Annotated in this window: 25 protein-coding genes; 6 read left to right on the forward strand and 19 right to left on the reverse strand. The window is 64.3% G+C overall.

Annotation, left to right across the window (positions count from 1 at the left end; genetic code table 11):
* Window positions 1-104: 104 nt before the first annotated feature.
* On the forward strand, window positions 105-923 hold the full coding sequence (locus VGM20_08735; protein HEY4100946.1) for a hypothetical protein: 819 nt from the start codon (window positions 105-107) through the stop codon (window positions 921-923).
* 30 nt (window positions 924-953) lie between these two features.
* Here the strand turns inward: VGM20_08735 and VGM20_08740 are convergent, their stop codons facing one another.
* From VGM20_08740 to VGM20_08785, 10 genes are all read right to left on the reverse strand, one after another.
* Window positions 954-2,372 carry a hypothetical protein gene (locus tag VGM20_08740; GenBank protein HEY4100947.1) on the reverse strand — a complete coding sequence of 473 codons (1,419 nt, stop codon included), beginning with the start codon at window positions 2,370-2,372 and terminating at the stop codon, window positions 954-956.
* A complete protein-coding gene (locus VGM20_08745) occupies window positions 2,369-3,352 on the reverse strand; it encodes a sugar phosphate nucleotidyltransferase (GenBank protein ID HEY4100948.1) in 984 nt (327 codons plus the stop codon). Before VGM20_08745 ends, VGM20_08740 begins: the two co-directional genes overlap by 4 nt.
* Before the next feature lie 4 nt (window positions 3,353-3,356).
* A complete protein-coding gene (locus VGM20_08750; protein HEY4100949.1) occupies window positions 3,357-3,713 on the reverse strand; it encodes a cupin in 357 nt (118 codons plus the stop codon).
* Window positions 3,713-4,285, reverse strand: coding sequence for a 4Fe-4S dicluster domain-containing protein (locus tag VGM20_08755; GenBank protein ID HEY4100950.1), 573 nt, complete (start codon window positions 4,283-4,285; stop codon window positions 3,713-3,715). Before VGM20_08755 ends, VGM20_08750 begins: the two co-directional genes overlap by 1 nt.
* Window positions 4,286-4,389: 104 nt before the next feature.
* The gene (gene atpH, locus VGM20_08760; GenBank protein HEY4100951.1) at window positions 4,390-4,923 is read right to left on the reverse strand and encodes an ATP synthase F1 subunit delta; all 534 of its coding nucleotides are present in this window, start codon (window positions 4,921-4,923) and stop codon (window positions 4,390-4,392) included.
* Window positions 4,920-5,435, reverse strand: a complete 516-nt coding sequence (atpF, locus tag VGM20_08765) for a F0F1 ATP synthase subunit B (GenBank protein ID HEY4100952.1) — start codon at window positions 5,433-5,435, stop codon at window positions 4,920-4,922. The genes atpH and atpF overlap by 4 nt, the downstream gene beginning before the upstream one ends.
* Window positions 5,436-5,453: 18 nt before the next feature.
* Window positions 5,454-5,732, reverse strand: a complete 279-nt coding sequence (gene atpE / locus VGM20_08770; GenBank protein HEY4100953.1) for an ATP synthase F0 subunit C — start codon at window positions 5,730-5,732, stop codon at window positions 5,454-5,456.
* A gap of 189 nt (window positions 5,733-5,921) precedes the next feature.
* Complete coding sequence (gene atpB / locus VGM20_08775) at window positions 5,922-6,791, reverse strand: F0F1 ATP synthase subunit A (protein ID HEY4100954.1); 870 nt, start codon at window positions 6,789-6,791, stop codon at window positions 5,922-5,924.
* Entirely contained in the window at window positions 6,788-7,150 is a 363-nt protein-coding gene (locus tag VGM20_08780) for a hypothetical protein (protein HEY4100955.1), read from the reverse strand. Before VGM20_08780 ends, atpB begins: the two co-directional genes overlap by 4 nt.
* A complete protein-coding gene (locus tag VGM20_08785; protein HEY4100956.1) occupies window positions 7,147-7,383 on the reverse strand; it encodes an AtpZ/AtpI family protein in 237 nt (78 codons plus the stop codon). Before VGM20_08785 ends, VGM20_08780 begins: the two co-directional genes overlap by 4 nt.
* Window positions 7,384-7,450: 67 nt before the next feature.
* On the opposite strand from VGM20_08785, the gene VGM20_08790 reads away from it, so the two are divergent.
* Both VGM20_08790 and VGM20_08795 read left to right on the forward strand, forming a co-directional pair.
* Window positions 7,451-8,461 carry a MoxR family ATPase gene (locus VGM20_08790; protein HEY4100957.1) on the forward strand — a complete coding sequence of 337 codons (1,011 nt, stop codon included), beginning with the start codon at window positions 7,451-7,453 and terminating at the stop codon, window positions 8,459-8,461.
* A gap of 213 nt (window positions 8,462-8,674) precedes the next feature.
* Window positions 8,675-9,715 (forward strand): Ig-like domain-containing protein, encoded by a 1,041-nt coding sequence (locus VGM20_08795; protein HEY4100958.1) that lies wholly within the window; start codon window positions 8,675-8,677, stop codon window positions 9,713-9,715.
* Window positions 9,716-9,854: 139 nt separating this feature from the next.
* Here VGM20_08795 and VGM20_08800 read toward each other — a convergent pair whose 3' ends face one another.
* Complete coding sequence (locus tag VGM20_08800; protein HEY4100959.1) at window positions 9,855-10,967, reverse strand: BF3164 family lipoprotein; 1,113 nt, start codon at window positions 10,965-10,967, stop codon at window positions 9,855-9,857.
* 156 nt (window positions 10,968-11,123) lie between these two features.
* On the opposite strand from VGM20_08800, the gene VGM20_08805 reads away from it, so the two are divergent.
* Complete coding sequence (locus tag VGM20_08805) at window positions 11,124-11,858, forward strand: Bax inhibitor-1/YccA family protein (GenBank protein HEY4100960.1); 735 nt, start codon at window positions 11,124-11,126, stop codon at window positions 11,856-11,858.
* A gap of 495 nt (window positions 11,859-12,353) precedes the next feature.
* Here the strand turns inward: VGM20_08805 and VGM20_08810 are convergent, their stop codons facing one another.
* Window positions 12,354-13,004 (reverse strand): hypothetical protein, encoded by a 651-nt coding sequence (locus VGM20_08810; protein HEY4100961.1) that lies wholly within the window; start codon window positions 13,002-13,004, stop codon window positions 12,354-12,356.
* A 47-nt stretch (window positions 13,005-13,051) separates the two neighbouring features.
* Window positions 13,052-13,393, reverse strand: coding sequence for a hypothetical protein (locus tag VGM20_08815; GenBank protein ID HEY4100962.1), 342 nt, complete (start codon window positions 13,391-13,393; stop codon window positions 13,052-13,054).
* Between the two features lie 202 nt (window positions 13,394-13,595).
* Here VGM20_08815 and VGM20_08820 point away from each other — a divergent pair, with 202 nt between their 5' ends.
* A complete protein-coding gene (locus tag VGM20_08820) occupies window positions 13,596-14,309 on the forward strand; it encodes a hypothetical protein (GenBank protein HEY4100963.1) in 714 nt (237 codons plus the stop codon).
* A 49-nt stretch (window positions 14,310-14,358) separates the two neighbouring features.
* Here the strand turns inward: VGM20_08820 and VGM20_08825 are convergent, their stop codons facing one another.
* Entirely contained in the window at window positions 14,359-15,780 is a 1,422-nt protein-coding gene (locus VGM20_08825; protein ID HEY4100964.1) for a hypothetical protein, read from the reverse strand.
* Window positions 15,781-15,860: 80 nt separating this feature from the next.
* Between VGM20_08825 and VGM20_08830 the strand changes: the two genes are divergently transcribed.
* A complete protein-coding gene (locus tag VGM20_08830; protein ID HEY4100965.1) occupies window positions 15,861-16,973 on the forward strand; it encodes a Fic family protein in 1,113 nt (370 codons plus the stop codon).
* Between the two features lie 16 nt (window positions 16,974-16,989).
* Here VGM20_08830 and VGM20_08835 read toward each other — a convergent pair whose 3' ends face one another.
* From VGM20_08835 to VGM20_08855, 5 genes are all read right to left on the reverse strand, one after another.
* Window positions 16,990-17,355 (reverse strand): hypothetical protein, encoded by a 366-nt coding sequence (locus VGM20_08835; protein HEY4100966.1) that lies wholly within the window; start codon window positions 17,353-17,355, stop codon window positions 16,990-16,992.
* Between the two features lie 52 nt (window positions 17,356-17,407).
* On the reverse strand, window positions 17,408-17,824 hold the full coding sequence (locus VGM20_08840; protein HEY4100967.1) for a hypothetical protein: 417 nt from the start codon (window positions 17,822-17,824) through the stop codon (window positions 17,408-17,410).
* Window positions 17,821-18,120 carry a HigA family addiction module antitoxin gene (locus tag VGM20_08845; protein ID HEY4100968.1) on the reverse strand — a complete coding sequence of 100 codons (300 nt, stop codon included), beginning with the start codon at window positions 18,118-18,120 and terminating at the stop codon, window positions 17,821-17,823. Before VGM20_08845 ends, VGM20_08840 begins: the two co-directional genes overlap by 4 nt.
* A gap of 98 nt (window positions 18,121-18,218) precedes the next feature.
* A complete protein-coding gene (locus tag VGM20_08850; protein ID HEY4100969.1) occupies window positions 18,219-18,638 on the reverse strand; it encodes a hypothetical protein in 420 nt (139 codons plus the stop codon).
* A complete protein-coding gene (locus tag VGM20_08855; GenBank protein ID HEY4100970.1) occupies window positions 18,635-18,991 on the reverse strand; it encodes a hypothetical protein in 357 nt (118 codons plus the stop codon). Before VGM20_08855 ends, VGM20_08850 begins: the two co-directional genes overlap by 4 nt.
* Window positions 18,992-19,162: the final 171 nt, after the last annotated feature.

Genomic DNA, 19,162 nt, shown 5'->3' on the forward strand with positions numbered 1-19,162 from the left:
CCCCGGCCGGCCGCGCCGCGGCCTGAATCGCCCGATCCCTTGCGGCCTCCTGCGGTCAACACGATCTTGGTCGGTCGGCATCAAACCCGTTCCCCGGAATCGTCGTGAGCAAGCTCCCATCCCTGAGCCTGGTCGTCCTGACGCTTGCCGCCTGCGCCGGCAACGCCGGCAACGCGCCGCCTCCCGGATCGGCGAGCGAGCCGTTGTCGACGTGGGATGTCGTGGAAGCCGATACGGGCTCGCGGATGATCTACGCGCGCAACAACACGTCGCAGCCGATCACCATCGAATCGATCACCATCACCCGCTGCGAGAATCTCCGCCAGAACTGCGGTGATCATCCGGCACACCTGGTCGTGCCGCCCGGGAAATCGCTGCCGGTGTTCCACGTCGACCGGCTCTCATCGCGACTTGCCTGGTCATGGGGATACCGGATTCACACCGCGCCGCGACCGGTCACCATGTCCACCGGCCCGACGCGAACGGTGGTCACCGGCCCGACCGGGGCGCAGACCACAGCGCAGCCGATCGCAGTCGACTCATTCCGTGCGGCGGTTCCACCGATCACCACCGACGCATCGTGCGGCCACATCACCGTCCCCGATCTGCCGGAGGGTCATCGCGCATTGCTGATGGTCTTTGGCACGCCGTCGCAACCCGCGGCGCGCCGCATCATCGTGCGGTACGACGCCAACGGGAACGCGTACGATTACAACGAGACACGGACTGGTCCACCCGAGGACGGCACGGCAACCTGGATCACCATCGACCTGGTGCGGCAACGCGGGCTGGTGCGGAACGCGCGGGCAGGCGGCACGTCAGAGTGGTACACTGTGACCGGCGGCACGCTGACAACTGCGCAATCGCTCGATCGTCCCGCCGAGATGATCGCCCGGATCAAGCGAGAGTGCAGCAACAGCTGAACCTTCCCGGGGAGTTTCCCGGGAATTTGGCTACGAAGTCTCCAGCGCCCACCGCGCCAGGTGCACCGCGAGTCCTCCCCCGCGGATCGCCTTCAGCAGGAAGACCACCGGATCGCCGCCGACCTCGGCATACCACGATTGCCACGCCTCGTGCGCCAGTCCCGCAGCGAGCGCGCCGAGCGGCTGGCACGCGACGTTCCCGACGATACGAATCGGTGCGTCTTCATCGGCACCGCCAAGCAACTCCGCCGTCCGTTCCACCAGTTCATCGGCGCTGCTCATCCCGGCGTGCAGCATGAGGTCATTCTCGGCAGCGACATTCTCCTCGAGCGCGACATACGACATCATCACCCGTCGCTCGGGGAGGCCGAAGACATCGGTGCCCCGCAGGAGCGCCGCGACCGTCCGTCCCCACCCTGCGAGCAGTCCGGGTGCCAGCAACGCGCGCCGCACCGACCGCGACATCTCCGCTCGCTCGGCGAGGAGCATCCGCACAGCGTGGTCGCGCACAGCGTACGCTGCCATCGACCAGCCGTCCTGCGCAGTGACCGGCGGCTCGGGTGGTTCGGTATCGACGACCGGGAGGCCAAGGGCGTGCATCTCTTCCCAGACGCGGCGCCATTCATCCTGCCAGAAATCAGTCATCAGGTCGGCGGCCGGACTGACCGCCGCCAGTCGCGCCGCGCACGCCAGCGGCTCCTCGTCGCCAAGTTCGGCCGCAGCCGCCACGAGCGAACGTTCGACACCGCCGCGCCGCAGCTCGAGGAGTCGAAAGGTCCCCTTGATGCCGAGCGGCTCGCTCACGAGGTGTGACAGGCACGCCTCGAGGGGCCCCGTTCCCCAGCCATAGGCGCCGCCTTCGCGCTCCGCGCCGTGCAGCCAGGCGCGATGCTCGCCGATCGCCACCAGCGCCGGTTGCACAGCCGCATCGTCGAGCCGCTCGGTCGCGGCATCGAGCGGGCCATCCGCGTCGAGCGCCGTCTCGCGCCGCGCCTGCGCCACGATCATCGGTGGCGCGGGCCGGGCGTCTTCCCTGAGCGACGCGAGAAAGCCGGGCACCGCGGCCACCCGATCGCGCAACGCCGCTTCGCATCGCGCATCGAAGTCCTCGCCCATCAGCGCAGTGAGCGCCGCATCGAGGTGCGCCAGCGGCAAGGCGGGATTGGATGTCTCGCAGCAGAGTGCGGCTTCGGCAAGGGAGATATCGCTGCGAATGGTATCGAGGAGCATCGTGCGATCGATTTCGTCGTCGATCATTTCGACCGTCTCGAGATCCTCGATCGCATTGGCTACGCTCTTGAGCGCGGCGACGTGCGCCTTCTGCGCCAGCGCGTCGAAGCGACCGAGCCGGTGACGGCACTCCGGCGGCGCATTCTCCGGATAGCGGAACGGGTCGATGTGGCGCGCCAGATCGAGATACGATGCAAGCAGCGGTTCGAGCTCGCTCACGCGCGCCCCGCAATCTCGCTGTGCGCACCGATCGTCCCCGACCCGGTGAAGTCGGCGATCTTCACCTTATCGCCGAGCATCGCGTGCGTCAGCGTCGAACGCTCGATGGTGCATCCCGGGCCGACGATCGCGTGCGCTACCGCGGCGTCGCGGACAGTGGTACCGGTTTCGAGTGTCACGTTCGGTCCGATGGTGCAGCGCTCCAGGGTGCAGCCAGCCTCGATCAGCACCGGCTCGACCAGCCGTACATCGGCGCCGACCGCCGGGTGCTTCGCAGCACCCTGCTCGAGGAGGATCCCGTTGGTCTCGATCGTCGTCTCGAGCTGTCCACAGTCGTACCAGCCGCCGACCTCCGCCGTCCTGATCTTGCAGCCGCTGTCGATCATCTGCTGGAAGGCATCGGTGAGGTAGTACTCTCCCTTGTTCGGCGCGCTCGCGAGGACGTGATCGATCCCCTTCCAGAGCGCGTCGACGTTGCGGATGAAGTAGAGGCCGATGTTCGCCAGCTTCGAGATCGGCTCGCTCGGCTTCTCGACGATCTTCGTCATGTGGCCGTGCGAATCGGTCACCACCACGCCGAAGCGCTGGTAATCCTCGACCTCCTTCGCCCAGATGATTCCGTCGTCATCGGTCCGCTCGGCGAGCGAGAGATCGGCCTCGAAGACGGTGTCAACGAAGATGATCATCACCGGTCCGTGCACGAACGGCCGCGCCAGATTCACGGCACCTGCAGTGCCGTCCTGGACCGTCTGCTCGACGAATCGCGACGGGATCGTGTAGTGCTCTCGGGCGTACTGCTCCACCTGTCCCTTGAGATGTCCCGTGATGAAGATCAGTTCCTCGACGTGCAGCCCTTCGAGGCGATCCATCACCCAGTCGATCACCGGACGGCCGGCAACCTTGAGCATCGGCTTCGGCACGAGATGCGTGTGCGGGCGGAGCCGGGTTCCCTTCCCCGCGAGCGGAATGATCACCTGCATGCGTTCAGCTTCTCCCGTATCGGTCGGTGATGCGAACCAGGTCGTCGAGTTCCGGCGTCGAGGCTTCGAGGACGTCGCTGTCGAGGACCGCTTCGATCTGATGGATCGTGGGCGCCGGAATATGAACCGATTCGCCGGCGCGAAAAGCGCGCTCCACCGGCTTCCCGTCGCGCTCCGGCCAGGTGCGGAGGATCAGCTCACCGGAGAGGACGTGCATCGTTTCGTCTTTCCTGTGATGGAACTGGATCGAGAGGAGGTGCCCGGCGTTGACGTGCAGGATCTTGCCGACATAGCGATCGGTGTGGGCCCAGATCAGTTCGTATCCCCACGGCTTGTCGACCCGGCGTGGCACCTGCTGCATCAGCGCTCCAGCGGAATCAGGGTGAACGACGACGGAAACGTGGGACAGGCGCGCACGCACACGCCGCACCCCACGCACCCTTCCCAACGGAGCACCGGCCGCCCCTGATCGTCGGCCACCAGCGCGCTTTCACCGATCGGACAGGCGTCGACGCAAATCCGGCACTCCTCGCCCCGGAACGTAACGCATCGGTCGGGATGGAAGACCGCCCGCCCCAGCCGCTCCTCCGCCCACCCATCCGGCGGCACCAGGAGCGCGCCGGTGGGGCACTTCGTGGCGCACGGCATGTCGGGGCAGGCGGTGCAGGCGACCTGGTCTGGCTCGAGAAACGGCGTCCCCGAGGCGAGCCCGCCCTCGGGCCCGGCGTAGCGGATCGCCTTCGGCGGGCAGACATCGGCGCAGATTCCGCAGCGGGAACACGCCGCCAGAAACGCGACCTCGGGGAGCGCGCCAGGTGGCCTGATATACCGGCGCTGCACGATCCGCTCCTCGGTGACGCGGGCGACCTGCTTGACCGCACCACCGAACGCCCGTCGCAGGAAGCCGCGCCGATCGCTGAGAAAATCCTTCATCGCCCCAATCTAGGGAGTCACCGTTCCCCCGGCTCGCGCCACAAAACGACGACGCCCCGTCGCGAGCGATCGCGACGGAGCGTCTGACCACAGAGTTCCCGCAGCTACGGAGTCAGCAACTGCTGCCGGAGGGCGCCGAGGCGCTTCCGGAGCGATCCGTCATAGATCCGATCGCCGATCCGCACGATGGTGCCGCCGAGAATGGCGGGATCGACGGTGAAGCCGGCGATGACACTCTTGCCGATCGACTTGGAGAGCCGCTCGATGATCAGGTTGCGAGCCAGCGCATCGACGTCGCGCGCCACCGTGATTCCGGCGCGGACGCGGCCGAGCTTGAGATCAACCAGCGCATGATACTCGTCGGCGATCTGCCCGAGGAGCGTCTGGCGCCCGCGGCGGATCACCGCCACGATGAAGAGCGAAAACGGCCGCGGATGATCCTGCAGCGCATCGCGCACCAGCTCGAGCTTTTTCTCGCGCGGCACCCGCGGCGACATCAGCACCACCTCGATCGCCGGGGTGCTGAACGCTGCCGCCGTGACGTCGAGCTTCGTGCCCCACTTCTCCAGCGCGTCGTGTTCCTGCGCCAGCTGCACCAGCGTTTCGGCGTAGTTCCGCGCGATGGTGACGTCTCTCACCCTTTGGCTCCGCTCTTCCCGATCGACGCGATGTAGTCATCGACGATCTGGCGGTCAGCGGCGGAGTCGAGCCGCGAACCGACCACCTTCCCCGCCGCCGAAATCGCCAGGTCGACGGCGTCGCGACGGATTTCCGCGATCGCGCGCTCGCGCTCGGCATCGATTTCACGCCGGGCACGATGGAGCAGCTCTTCCTGTTCCTGCCGGGTCTTCTCGACCCCGGTCGCGCGCTCGCGATCGGCCGCCTGGCGCGCTTCGGTGATGATCGCCTGCGCCTCGCCGCGCGCACTGGCGAGCAGCTCGCGCTGTTCCTCCAGCGCCGCGGCGGATTCCGTCCGCAGCCGCTCCGCTTCGGCGAGATCCTTGCGGATCTGCGCTTCGCGGTCGGCCACCGACTTCATGATCGGCGGATAGACCAGCTTCGCCAGGATCACCATCAGCAGCAGGAAGACAATCCAGGTCCAGATCGCGACACCGATCGTCGGCTGGAATGGCGCCGGCAGGTTGTTCATGCTCGCGTCCTCGGTCCGTTACATCAACTTGAAGAGAAGTCCGAACACCAGCGCGATGATCGTCGTTCCTTCGAGCAGCGCGGCGAAGAGAATGCCGGCGGCGCGAATCGCGTTGGTCGCTTCGGGCTGGCGCGCAATCGCCTCGGCGCACTGTCCGCCGATGCGGCCGAGACCGATGCCGGCACCGACGATGGCGAGACCGATGCCGATACCGGCGCCGAGCTGGCCGTAACCGGAGGCCGTGGCCTTGGCGAGGTCGAGCGGCGTCTGGGCCTGGAGCAGGATGGGAAGCAGCATGTCAGTTCAATCCCTGTGTGTTGGAAGAACAGTATCTGTCGCATCGCTCGTCGGACCACCGGTCTCTTCCGGAACCGGCGCCCTTCGGTGGAGACCCGCGGGATCACTCCCAGTCTCCGATGACGGCATCATGCGCCGCCTGTCGCCGTCACCGCGGGATGCGCGAGGTGACGGCCTCCTGCTCAACCGCTAGTGCTCGTGCTGCATCAACCCGATGAAGACCGCGGTCAGCACCGCGAACACGTATGCCTGGATCGTCGCGACGACGAGCTCGAGGATCATCACGCCGAGGACCACGAGTGCCGTGACCCCGCCGATGCCGTAGCTCGCCAGCCCGAAATGCCCGAACATGAACACGATCCCGAACATCGCCAGGATCACGAAATGTCCCGCGGTCATGTTGCCGAAGAGACGGACCGTCAGCGCGAACGGCTTGACCAGCTTCGACATGAATTCGATCGGCGCCATGAAGATCGACATCGCGATATTCCCGGCCGGCGGCAACCCCTCGATCGGCGGGAAGATCGTCCCCATGTATCCCTTGAAGCCGAGCTTGACCATCCCGCCGATCTCGATCACGACGAACGCGATCAATGCCAGTGCGCCGGTGAAGGCGAGATTCCCGGACGGCGTGTTGCTCCACGGCACCAGGCCGATGAGGTTCGCGACCCAGATGAAGAAGAAGAGGGTGAGGATCAGCGGCGCATAGAAATCCGCGGCCTCGTGCCCGATGTTGTCGATGACGAGTTCCTGCCGTGCCCAGAGGATCAGCGCTTCCATCATCCCCGAAAAGCCGCCGGGGGCGCGCCCTTCACGGCGAGCGCGCTGCACGCCGAGCGAGGTGATCTGCAGCAGCGCATAGGTGATGATCCCGGTGATGACGATCAGCACCACGTACTTGGTGGGCGAGACGTCGATGCTCCACGAGCCGATGTGAATCGGCTTCCACTGCGGCAGGTGGACCGTCCCGAACGGCGCAAAGTCGAACTCGTGCGAGTCGCCGGTGTGGTGGAAGATCATCTCGCCGATGTTGAGCGGCTGTTGCGGTTCTTGCATCATCGGGCCAGTCGCGTCTCCAGATACAACAGTGGCAACACCGTGCCGACGTAGCCGAGCGCGCTCGGCAGCGGCTGAAACACCGTGCGATCGAAGTGCACCGCGAGAAAGAGCACGATCACGCCGCTCAACCGCAGGATCACGCCGATCCCGTACACCTTGAGATGCTCCGGCGTCGGCGATTCACCGGTCTTCGCCATCGCCCGTGCGGCGAGGAGCTGCATCGCCAGCGCCACTCCACCCATCAGCACCGCGGCGCGGCATCCCGGCTCCCCCCATACCACCGCGGCGATGGCACCGATCAATCCGGCGCACACCACACCCCAGATCGCGCGCTGGCCCTGGGCGCCGATTCCGGTCAACGATCGCTCCGGCTCTCCCGGCGCAACCGCTGGAACATCCAGAATCCGCCGATCGCCATCCCGCCCAGCGTCCCCGCGACCGTGAAGAGCGGCACCGTGTGCAGCCGCCGATCGGCCCAGACCCCGAGGAGGACGCAACCGGTCAGCGTCAGCGCGAAGGTGATTCCGATCGTGAGCAGTGCGTACCCCTCGCCGATCTCCTTCGAATCGTCACCGGATCCGGGGCGCTTCACGGCGGCAAAATTAGGACTTTGTGAAATATTTCGCAAGCAAAAAGTGGCGCCCTTATCTTTGGGGCCGATGACCCTCGCACCCCCCTCCGACGACGTCGCCCAGCTCGCCTTCCTGGCGGACTCGGTGGCCACCCTCCGCAAGGAAGTGGCATCGAGAATCGTCGGTCAGCAAGGGGCGGTCGACGGGGTCCTGACCGCGATCCTCGGCGGCGGACATGCCCTCCTCGTGGGGGTGCCCGGGCTCGCCAAGACGCTGCTGGTCTCGACCGTGGCCGAGGCGCTCGCCCTCTCCTTTAATAGGGTGCAATTCACCCCGGATCTCATGCCCGGCGACATCACCGGGACCGAGCTGGTCGAGGAGGACCCGGCGACCGGGAAGCGTGCCTTCCGGTTTGTCCGCGGGCCGATCTTCGCCCAGGTCGTCCTCGCCGACGAGATCAACCGGACTCCTCCCAAGACCCAGGCGGCGCTCCTCCAGGCGATGCAGGAGCGGGATGTCACCGTTGCCGGGCAGACCTACCCGCTGCCGGCGCCGTTCTTCGTGCTGGCGACGCAGAATCCGATCGAGCAGGAGGGGACGTATCCGCTCCCCGAGGCACAGCTCGACCGCTTCATGCTCGAGTTGCGGCTGGGATATCCATCGCGCGGCGACGAAGAAGCGATTGTGACGCAGACGACGGGGATGCATACCTCGACAGTGCGGCCCGTCATGGATGGGCCGACGCTCGTCGCGATGCAGGCGTTGGTTCGTCGGATTCCGGTGTCGCCGTCGCTGATCGCGTCGGCGGTGATGCTGGCGCGGATGACGCGGCCGAACGAAGCCGATGCGGCAGCGATCAGCCGCGCCTATGTCGAGTGGGGCGCCGGCCCGCGCGCGTCACAGTATCTCGTCCTCGGCGCCAAGGCGCGCGCCGCGATGGATGGGCGACCGCAGGCCGATCTCGATGACATTCGCAATGTCGCGGTGGATGTGCTGCGGCATCGGGTGATGACGAACTTTGCAGCCGAAGCGGAAGACCGGCAGAGCGAAGATGTAGTTCGCGAATTAGTGGAAGGAGGTAACTGGGAGCAACGGTGAACGCATGATCGTTACCGTAACTCACCGGATTGGCGCATCGAATCCGGTTCGGGCTGTAACAGTATCCCACCAGAATTGATCAGTTGTCGAAGATGTGCTAACGGTTGCCCCCCTTCATTCGTCATATAGCGCATCCTCCGGCACGCGTGCGAACTTCGACGCGCGTGTGGTCATCCTGACCTTTCGCGCGGAGGGCTGACCAGGAGAACTGCAATGGATGCAACGAACCTCAAGCGAGGCACGCGGCGCGCAGCGTCGCGGCTCGCTCTTTCTGCGGTACTTGGCATCGCCGTGATCGCAGCGGCATGCTCATCGAACAACAACGACAACACCACCCCGACCCCCACGGCGATCGGCATCACCGGCGGCAACGCCCAGACGGCCACGACCAGTGCCGCCGGTCTCGCGGCACCGTTCAAGGTGAAGGTCACCGATCAGAGCGGCAATCCGATCAGCAACATCACCGTCACCTTCACGGCGAGCGGCGGCGCCACGCTGAAGTCGCCGACCGCGGTGACCGGCACCGATGGAAGCGCCACCGATTCACTGACGCTGGTTCCCGGCACCGCCGGTACTGATACGGTCACCGCGTCGGTCTCCGGCGTGACCACCAGCGCGGTCTTCACCTACACCGTGACCGCGCAGACCTCGGTCGCGACGACGATCGCCGTGACCAGTGGAAATACCCAGACGGCCGTGGCAGGCGCCGCGGGATTGACGACGCCAATGGTCGTCACCGTCACTGACCAGAGCGGCAATCCGGTCAGCGGCGCAACGGTGACGTTCACGGCGAATGGCGGGGCGACGCTGACCACTCCCACCGCGACGACTGGTGCAGGCGGGACCGCAACTGATTCGATCACGCTGGTCGGCAACACGGCGGGGGTCGACACGGTGACCGCGTCAGTCTCCGGTGTCGCGACGCCGGCGACCTTCACCTACACGGTGAACGCTGGTGCGGCGGCGACGGTCTCGGTGGTGAGCGGGAACAACCAGACCGCCACGCATGGAACGCTCCTCGCGGCGCCGATGATCGTGAAGGTGGTCGACGCACACGGCAACGCGGTTGCCGGCGCGACGATCAACTGGACCACCACCGGGGGCGTCCTGGGTGGACTTGCGGCGACGATGACCGACGTCACCGGGACGACGCAGAATACGCTGACGTTGCCCGGCACGGCGGGACCGGTCACGGTGACCGGAGCGCTGGCCGGGACCGCGTCGACGGCGGTGTTCACCGAAACGGGCAGCTGAACATCCGAGGCTGAAGACGGCGATGTAGCGCCGCTTCTGACAGGAAGTCGGCAACGAGCGCCGGTCCCCGATGCGGGGGCCGGCGCTCGATCGTTGGACAACGTCCTCCATTGAACCGATCGCGCTAGCGCGATGACTATTACTTGTGCGCCCCGAGTGGGGTAGGCAGGAGATATTCGACTATCCCGGGCGACGGATCGATGCGGACGATGAACAGCATGCGATCGTCGGGATCGACCGTGAGATCAAATGCTTCCGCCCCCAACCCCAGCACACGTTCGAGCTTCCCTGTGGGGCTATATACCTCGACATGGGACCCGGCCGCAGGCGAGGCCACGGTGGAGTCATCGTTTCGGTGCCCGGAGAACAGCGCGTAGATGTGTGACGCGGTCGTCTTGACACTCCGGACGCCGTTGTACGATTGGTTCGTCACCGTTGCCACCCGGCCGGCCTTGCCGACTTCCTTGAGCACCGGATCAAACGCGAAGGGCCGATCGACGCCGCCGGTCCGCTGGCCCTGGAGATTGAAGAAGTCGATTCGATCGCTGTAATGACTGAACAGCAAGAGACGGTTGCCGCCGTGATCGACCGCCATCTGGAATGCATATCCATTCTGCCGGCCTTCGATCGAGAGCTTCGGATCGCCGTAGTCAAAGGTGCCGAGCACTCCTTCGTTCTTCCCGTTCTTGTTGAACACGATCAAGAGGCCGCCGGGGATGTCTCCCGTGCTCACCAAACGCCCGTCGGCGACCCATTGCGGCCGCTCCAGGTTGGTCGCTCCACCCTGGAGTTGGAAGAGGAGCGACGGCTTGAACGCATTGGTCGCGAAGTCCTGCGATAACACCACTCTTGTCATGCGGAGCAGCTGGGTATCGAAGATCCAGAACGCGCCGCCTCGCGGATCGGGAACCAGCGTCTTCCACGGCCCGGTGAATTCACCCGGGCCGCTGCCGCGCCGGCCGAAGGTCCGCACCACGCCACCGCGCACCGCGTCAAACACCGCGATCATGTTGTCTGACTTGCGATCGATGACGACGAGCTTTCCGCTGACCCAATCAATGGCGGTCGGAATAGCCAACTCCGCCGACTGCATGAGCTCCTTCCCCACCAGCGTGGTCACCGGGACCGGAAAGCGGTTGAGTACCGGGGGTGGCTTATACGCCTGTGCATGGACGGTGCATACGGGCGCGGCGGCCGTGAGCCCGGCCACCAGACGCGCAACATCGAAGCGGGGGAGCTTCACCTGCAACATGGCGACTCGATTGTCTGGAGTGATTACCGCCTAAGCGTAGCACCAGCTGGCAATGCACGGAACCAGGAAAACCCCTGGTCGAGGTCTCTTGGTTTGTCCGGATCCGTGGCAGGCGGTGAGCCCTTAGATTTCTCCCTGTCTCGTACCGGAGTCGTTGTGGCGAATCCCGTTCTTTCCCGCGCTGGTTTTGCCGATGCGCACGCGGCGGCAAACGAAACCCCGATGACGCTCGCGGGGACGATCAGCAAGACGGCAATGCTGATGGTCCTCTGCGCCTTTGCCGCGGGCGGCGTCTGGGCCACGTCAAGCACCATCGGTCCGTCGATCGGCACCGCGCTCACGATTGCGGCTGTCGCCGGGTTCGCGCTGGCGATCGGAACGACGTTCATGCCGCGCTGGGCTCCGATCACCGCCCCGCTCTACGCTCTGGTCGAAGGGGTGCTCTTGGGCGGCGTGACGCTGCTGATCAACGCGCGCTACGCCGGCCTGCCGCTGATGGCGCTGGGACTCACCATCCTCGCCGGCGGCACGATGCTCGGCCTCTACGCCACGCGCGTGGTGCGGGTGACGCAGCGGATGCGGGCGATCGTGACCGGCGCGATCGTCGCGATCGTGCTCTACTATGTGGTGGCGATGGTGCTGGGATTCTTCCACGTCCAGATGCCGCTGCTGCAGGGGAGCGGCTGGCTGAGCATCGGCTTCTCGCTGCTGGTCTGCGGTGTGGCGACGATGTCGTTCCTCCTCGATTTCGACATGGTCGAGCGGGCGGTGAACAATCGCGCGCCGCACTACTTCGAGTGGTACGGTGCGTTCGGGATCCTGGTGACGTTCATCTGGTTGTATTTCGAGGTGCTGCGGCTGCTGATGGAGTTGAGCGGGCGGAGGCGGTAGGGGGGGAAAGCTGATAGAGGTCCGGTCGCCGCCCGCGTGGGCGGTCTGGACCTAGGTTAGGCCAAATCACGGCCCGATCGCTTTCGTCTCAGCGGACGTTCAGGCAATACGGCGACTCCGACAATAATTGCACCATCGATGAATGTCCCGGTCGAGTGATGATCTTGGGCGAACTGAATGGCGCTTAGTCCGAACCAAAGAACGGCAGTCATCGCCACGAGCCCTCGCGCATTCGTTTTGCACCTCCCGGTCAGTAAAAGGTCGTCCAGGTTTCGAATTGCCGACACAGAGCCGGCGAACAACCCGATCGCGATGATCGAAACGAGTGACGCAAACCGGGCCGATGCTGGGGAAAACAGGTCGACTGCCCAAGCAATCACGCAAAAGACTGCCGCGCGTGCGACGACTGACACAAGGAACAACGACATAGTGAGTCCGCGGTTGGGGCGGGGCCCCCGCCGCGCCGGATGCGCGGCGAGGGCGCTAGACTTAATACTAGTCGTGCCGGATGGCAGCTTTCCCAGTATGGGTGTGGCCTGAATTCAAAAGCAGTCCCGCTACGGAATCGACCAGGATATCGTAGATGACCTCCTGTGACGCTTCGATCCCCATGCTTAGTAGCGTTTGCTGCTCCTCGCCGGCGAAGGACCATAGGTCTTGCTCCGCAGCGTTCATCCATTTCTGGACTGTCTTGTTGACTATCGCGACGATCGCCCCGTGAATGATATGTGCACACCAGCCGCACGCGAGCATGTTCCCCGTTGCGCCTTGAGAGAAAACGCAAGTACCCATTGTCGCGACGAAATCGAATTCGGGGGATCCGCCGGAGGCATATAGATTCCAGACGGTAGTTTGAACGTACGGCCGCAGCGCATCATCAATCGACGTAAGATTGGGAATCGCGGCGGCAACCGTGGTATCTTGGGTGAAATTCGCCATGTCGGCATACGTTGCTGTCCATCCATCGGATATTGCCGTGGAGACGTCTACGTTGGTGTCGGCGACTTGTTCAGCCACGTCGAGCAGTGTGGCAATTGTCGCAGTAGTGTCGTTCGAACTGTGCGGCGGTTGTTGCGCCGACGACGTCTCGACAGTGGTGATCAGCAGCGCGAGGCCACATGTCGCACGGAGCATGAGTCGTTTCATCGAAGAATCTCCAAGTCTGCGCCCCGGAATGCAGTGGCGCGCCAAGACTAACCCCGCTTCGGGATCGACGCCCCGATCAGCCCGCCGACAAGACTGAAGACGACTGCCGGTACAAAGATGAGCGCCGCCGAATCGGAGCAATTGCCCGAGTCGCAGCTGCGCTTGGCGTATTCGTCGAGAAGAAACCCACCGACAAGACCGACCGCCGCGCCGTAGAGCATTCCCTCTTTCCAGTGCGTTGGCCGGGAATCGACGACAAAGGTCGAGTGCTTCGGCGGCGGCGAGCGCTCGGCGCGAGCGGTGAGACCAACGCGTGACGGCCCCTGCGCGACGGCGGGATGTGCGCTGGCGCAGAGAAGAACGATCCCCAATAACAGAGTCGAGCGCATGTCACATCTCCTGTTTGAAGTATCCAGAGGCTGTGCCGGCCGATGCAATTGCCTTAGCGGAGGCTTCGTACTGATTCGAAACGCCGGGAGAAAGTCCCCATGGGAATAAGATGGGCGAAGTTCCGGAATTGTCGACAGGGAGGTCAAGTGATTGGGGTTGCGGTGGTTGCGGGCTCCATGCGCGAGCCCATACGGAGCCAGAATGACGTTTCGCGCTGGCGATACGAGCCCGAATCGGGATGCAGTCGACGTGAAGCGGGACGATACGAGCTCGAATCGGGATGCAGTGAACGTGAAGACCAATGCAAAGCACGTGAAGAGCCGTGATACGAGCCCGAATCGGGATGCAGTCGACGTGAACCGGGATGATACGAACCCGAATCGAGATGCAGTCGACGCGAAGGCGATCGAAGAGGGCGCGCAGAGCCGTGATACGAGGGCGCATCGAGATGCAATGAGCCCGAAGACGATCGAAGAGCACGTGAAGAGCCGTGATACGAGCCCGAATCGAGATGCAATGAGCACGAAGACGATCGAAGAGCACGCGAAGCCCGATGATACGAGCCCGAATCGAGATGCAGTCGACGTGAAGGCGATCGAAGAAGACGCGAAGCCCGATGATAAGCGCCCGAATCGAGATGCAATGGACGTGAAGACGATCGAAGAGGACGCGAAGCGCCGTGATACGAGCCCGAATCGAGATGCAATGGGCGCGAAGACGATCGAAGAAGACGCGAAGAGCCTTGATAAGGTCCCGAATCGAGATGCAGTCGACGCGAAGCCAATCGAAGAGCACGCGAAGAGCGATGATATCGGCTTAGCGGCCGATGAAGTGATCGCGAGGCGAGACGATAAGGACCCGATGAGGAATGAGAAGGTGGCGCAGAGGGATGAGAAGCTCGCGAAGAGAGTTTAGAAGCTCGCGAAGAGAGTTTAGAAGCTCGCGCAGAGGGATGAGAAACCCCCTACCCCCCGCACCCCGGCCCCCGATAAAGCTCAATCGTCGTCCTCCGGGCGTTCGACCCCGGATTGATCCTGATCACCAGCTGCTCCAGCAGTCCCGGCCGAAACTCGGCCACCTTCTCACCCTTTGCATTCAGTTCTGCCACGCTTGTCTTGAACGCCTGCCGCACCGCAATCGCCGTATTGCAGGTCATCGGCATTCCGGCCAGATCGCTCGCTGCGACACTCGTGTCCGCCGGTGGCCGCAGCGTGTAGGCACTCGGGTAGAGAACCAGCGTTTCGTCGACTCCCACCACGCGGGTGATCTCTGGGTGCCGGCCAAGGTACAGAACCAGCCCGATGGTGTTGCGCTGCTCCACGGTGAACGACGTGATCACCAGAAGCACTGCGTTGATCGCCAGGAAATAGACGGTGCGCCACCGGCTCTTCTGCCAGATGTAGTGCGCCAGCGGCACGAGGCAGATGAGGAAGACCGGGACGATCGGCACCATGAAACGGTCTTCCTTGTGCGGCACCGCCGAATGGGCGACGAGGAAGACGGCAAAGAAGAGGAGCGCCGGAAGAAGCGGGCGATACTCCTCGCGCCAGCGAAGTCCCCGGTAACGAAGCCAGAACGCCGGCGGGATGGTGATCGCGAGAAAGAGGGTGACGAACGAATAGAACGGATGCACGCCGTACGACGACGAGTAGTGGACGTTGTAGTCGACGTAGGCGCGGAGCGAGGCGTAGAACGAGCCGCGGAGCCAGAGGTCGATCAGCCCGGGGATCATGAACGCCACGGCGCTGCTCGCCAGAAGCACCCAGCTGTCGCGCCATTGCCGCCGCAGCACGAAGACCGCGACGATCGCGGCGTAGCAGACGCCGACCTGGAAGCGGAAGGTTGCGGCAACCATCAGCGCGAAGACCGACAGCGCCAGCGACGACCGCCGTCCCCGGAGCCAGTAGTCGGTCGTGAACCAGGCGCTCGCGGCGACGAACGGCGCGGCGAGCGACTCGATCAGCGTACGCGAGAAGAAATACGGCGCCAGCCAGAAGAAGGAGATCAGACAGAGCGCCACGATCTCCTTGTTGCCGTCGCGCTCGTCGCGGAAATGGCGGCGCGCGACGGTGGAGAGCACAGCGAACGAGAAGATGGCGAGGACGATCAGGACGAAGCGGTATTGCGCGACCGGGTCGGTGAGGCCGAGGTGGAGCGCCGTTCGCGAGAGTGTGAGGAGGACGAGCGAAGGAACCGGCGAGCGGATCCCGGCTCCGGCGATGATTTGCGTGGCGCTCTGGAATTGCGCCGGAATGATTTGCGCCACGATTTCGTGATAGTCGTCGAGCGCCACGATGCCGATATTGACGCAGGCGGTGGAGACGTAGAGGACGAGTCCGCCGATCGACAGGAGGAGGATCAGGAATCGGCGGCGGTCGGCAGGCATCGAACGGGAAAGGTACCTGCGGAGATTACCCTTGCTGTTGCGGTGAATAACTGCCATAATCTCCGCAGGAGGTGCGGAGAATGGCCTATATCCATCAACAAGAGCGGTGGCCGGAATTCAGCTGGAGGGGCGATCTCCTCGCCCATCCGCTGGCGCAGGTGCGCCACAAGCAGGGGCGCCTCTTCGGCCGGATGGAAGCGCTGGGGTTCACTCTCCGCGGCGAGGCGGAACTCGCGACCCTGACCCAGGATGTCGTCAAGTCGAGCGAGATCGAAGGCGAAATACTCGATCAGGAGCAGGTCCGCTCGTCGATTGCCCGCCGTCTCGGCATCGATGCCGGGACGCTCACCCCTGCCGACCGCCAGGTGGAAGGGGTGGTCGAAATGATGCTCGACGCGACCCAGCATTACGACGAGCCGCTCACTGCGGAGCGCCTGTTCGCCTGGCACTCGGCGCTATTTCCCACTGCCCGGAGCGGGATGCGAAATATCCGGGCCGGAAAGTGGCGCGATGATCACGACGGCCCGATGCAGGTCGTCTCGGGTCCGATGGGCCGCGAACGGGTTCACTTCGAAGCCCCGCCTGCCGAACAACTCGAGTCGGCAATGTCGAAATTCCTGGAATGGTTCAACGGCGACGGGGAGATCGATCCGGTCCTGAAAGCGGCGCTCGCCCATTTCTGGTTCGTGACGGTGCATCCGTTCGATGACGGCAATGGAAGAATTGCGCGCGCGATTACCGACATGGCGCTGGCACGATCGGAGCGGAGCCCGCGGCGATTCTATAGCATGTCGGCGCAGATCGGGCTGGAGCGCGCGAGCTATTACCGCGTACTCGAATCGACGCAGAAGGGAGATCTGGACGTCACCGAGTGGATGCTCTGGTTCCTGGGATGTCTCGACCGTGCCATCGACGGCGCCGAGATCACGCTGGCGAGGGTGCTGGGCGCGGCGCGGTTCTGGGAACGGGTGGAACGGCACACGCTGAACGCGCGGCAGGTCGCCGTGCTCGACCGGTTGCTCATGGGGTTGGAAGGGAAACTGACCACGTCGAAATGGGGAAAGCTGACGCAGACGTCGCCGGACACTGCGCTGCGTGACATTCGCGAGCTCATTGATCGCGGGATTCTGGCGCGGGACAGTAGCGGCGGGCGAAGTACGAGCTATTCGCTGGTGGTTGGCAGTCCCGATTGAATGTCGGTCCAGCCCGCTATGGCTTTTCGCGGGAAGAACGCTTCAATCGGCGCGCCGCGCGTCGCTCGCGGAGGGACTGTTGCAGTTCGCCGCTGCGGAGTGAGGCGTAGAGCCAGATTCCTCCCTGCAAGAACAAGCCGGCGACTGGTGCTACAACAATCAGTGTGCGCGACCGGGTCCACCTGAATCCCCCAGGAAGCGAACTCAACAGTCCCCAGATGAGCGCCACCATCAGTGCCGAGCCGGCGACGACTCCCAGAATCTTGACGGCTCGCCCGATCGGGCGCCCCCGGGCAGCGGCGATCGTGTGCACCGCCAAGACCGCGATCAGCCAGAGCGGTACCAACACGATCGCCATCAGCACGAAATGATCTGGAGTCATCGGTGCTATGCCGCGCTGCAACAACAGAGCAAGGAGTCGGCTTGTCGAGTGGTCATGTCGGCGTCCTACCTCGCCGGTGCCACCAGTATCTCAGGATCTCAATGCCGATGAATACCGCGAGGCACGAGACGCCGTCGGTCAGCGGACGCAGTGACCCTCCATGACTCTGCGAGTATTGCGCGACCGCGATTCCCCACATTGCCAGCGCCGCCGCGAGTATCACTTCACCGATGAAGCGCGGTAGCCGCGACTTGCGGATCAGCAGTTCCATGTACCAATCCGCTGCGGCGACCGCGAAGCAGACCGCACAAAGGGTTGCAGTGGAATACCGCGCGGCGGGGTCCTCGCCGAACAGTTCGATCAGGCCGAATGCACATAACACCAGGACGGTAACGGATGCGAGGGATAGCGCCGACGCCTGCGGCGAGAGCGGCGCGTAGGGATCGACCGGGCGGCGGCGGAGGGTCACGCCGCCGCGCGGCGATGCGGCGGGATGTAGCGTTTTACTCTGATCTTGCCTTCGAGCTTACGCGCTTCCGCAAGATCGTACGCGATCTGCATTGCCAACCACGTCTCCGCCTCCCCGCCGAACGCCTTGGTGATCCGGATCGCCATCTCAGGCGTCATCCCGGACTTGCCGGTCAGCAAGTTCGTCAACCCCTGGCGGCTTACACCGAGAACCTCGGCGCCTGCGGACACCGACAGATCAAGAGCCTCCAGGCACGCGCTTCGCACGAGACGGCCGGGATGGACGGGGTTCTTCATAGGCATCCTGCGCTCCTTCAGCGATAAATCAGCGTCCTGAAGGACTGTAAAGTGTCACTTGTCACTTGTCAAGTTCGGACTGCGCGTCGAGCCGCGAATCACGCCGGCGCAATGAACCGCGCTCGCGATGCCACCACGCGAATCAGGACAACCGGCAGCACGTAGCAGTATCCGATGATCAGCGTGATCGGTGTGAGCCAGAGCAGCGTCGGGATGACCGAGAAGACGTTGCGAGGACCGGCGACCAACGCAATCAGCAGGAACCAGAGACCGACGAACGGGATGAGCAGCACCGGCGCGTAGTACATCGCGCGCCGAACGGCGGCCTGAGTCTTTCCCGTCATCCAGGTCGAGAGGAGGAGCGCGAACATCAGGTACGGCAACATCAGCATCAGCGACGCGCCCAGCGTCATCGCCAGCTTGGGCGCCATGACCCGGACCGGTTCAACCCAAGCCAGTACCGGCGTGAGCATCGGCAGGAACAATGAGGCTCGGTAGTAGGTCGTTTCCGTGATCATCGGACCAGGACGTCGCTGATCATCGCCGCTTCACGCCGCTGACGCCGCTCCTCGAGCGCACCGACGATGGTGGCAACCAGGACGTGACTGTACCAGCCGGCGATGCCGAGCTGAAAAAGGCCCCTTGCCCTTGACGACGGCCCCCAGCGCAGCGCCGCCGTCTCGCCGATTACGAGCGCGAGAATCGCCACGATCGCAGACGCGTTGATGATCTTCTCACCGCGCTTCCCCTCGACGAGCCGGTACGCCCGAGCAGTGAGGAAACGCTTCCGGATCATGATGCCGAACGGCAGGAGAATCAGCCAGGTCAACACCCTGAAGATCTCGATGGCGGTCGGTACCGTGTGCGTCATTGCCTCCCTCCTTTCACTCCCTGTCCCCCTGCGACGTTATTCTCAGCGCCGCTGTTCCGCAATGCGTCTCGCCCCCGGGCCAAGCCGGATCGGCCGGGTCAAACGCGGTCAATCCACCCTATTGTCGAAATCCGCCGCTCCCGTTCGTTGCATTGATGTACCGGTGCCTCC

This window comes from Gemmatimonadales bacterium, from assembly GCA_036500345.1.
In the GTDB taxonomy this organism is placed as follows: domain Bacteria; phylum Gemmatimonadota; class Gemmatimonadetes; order Gemmatimonadales; family GWC2-71-9; genus Palsa-1233.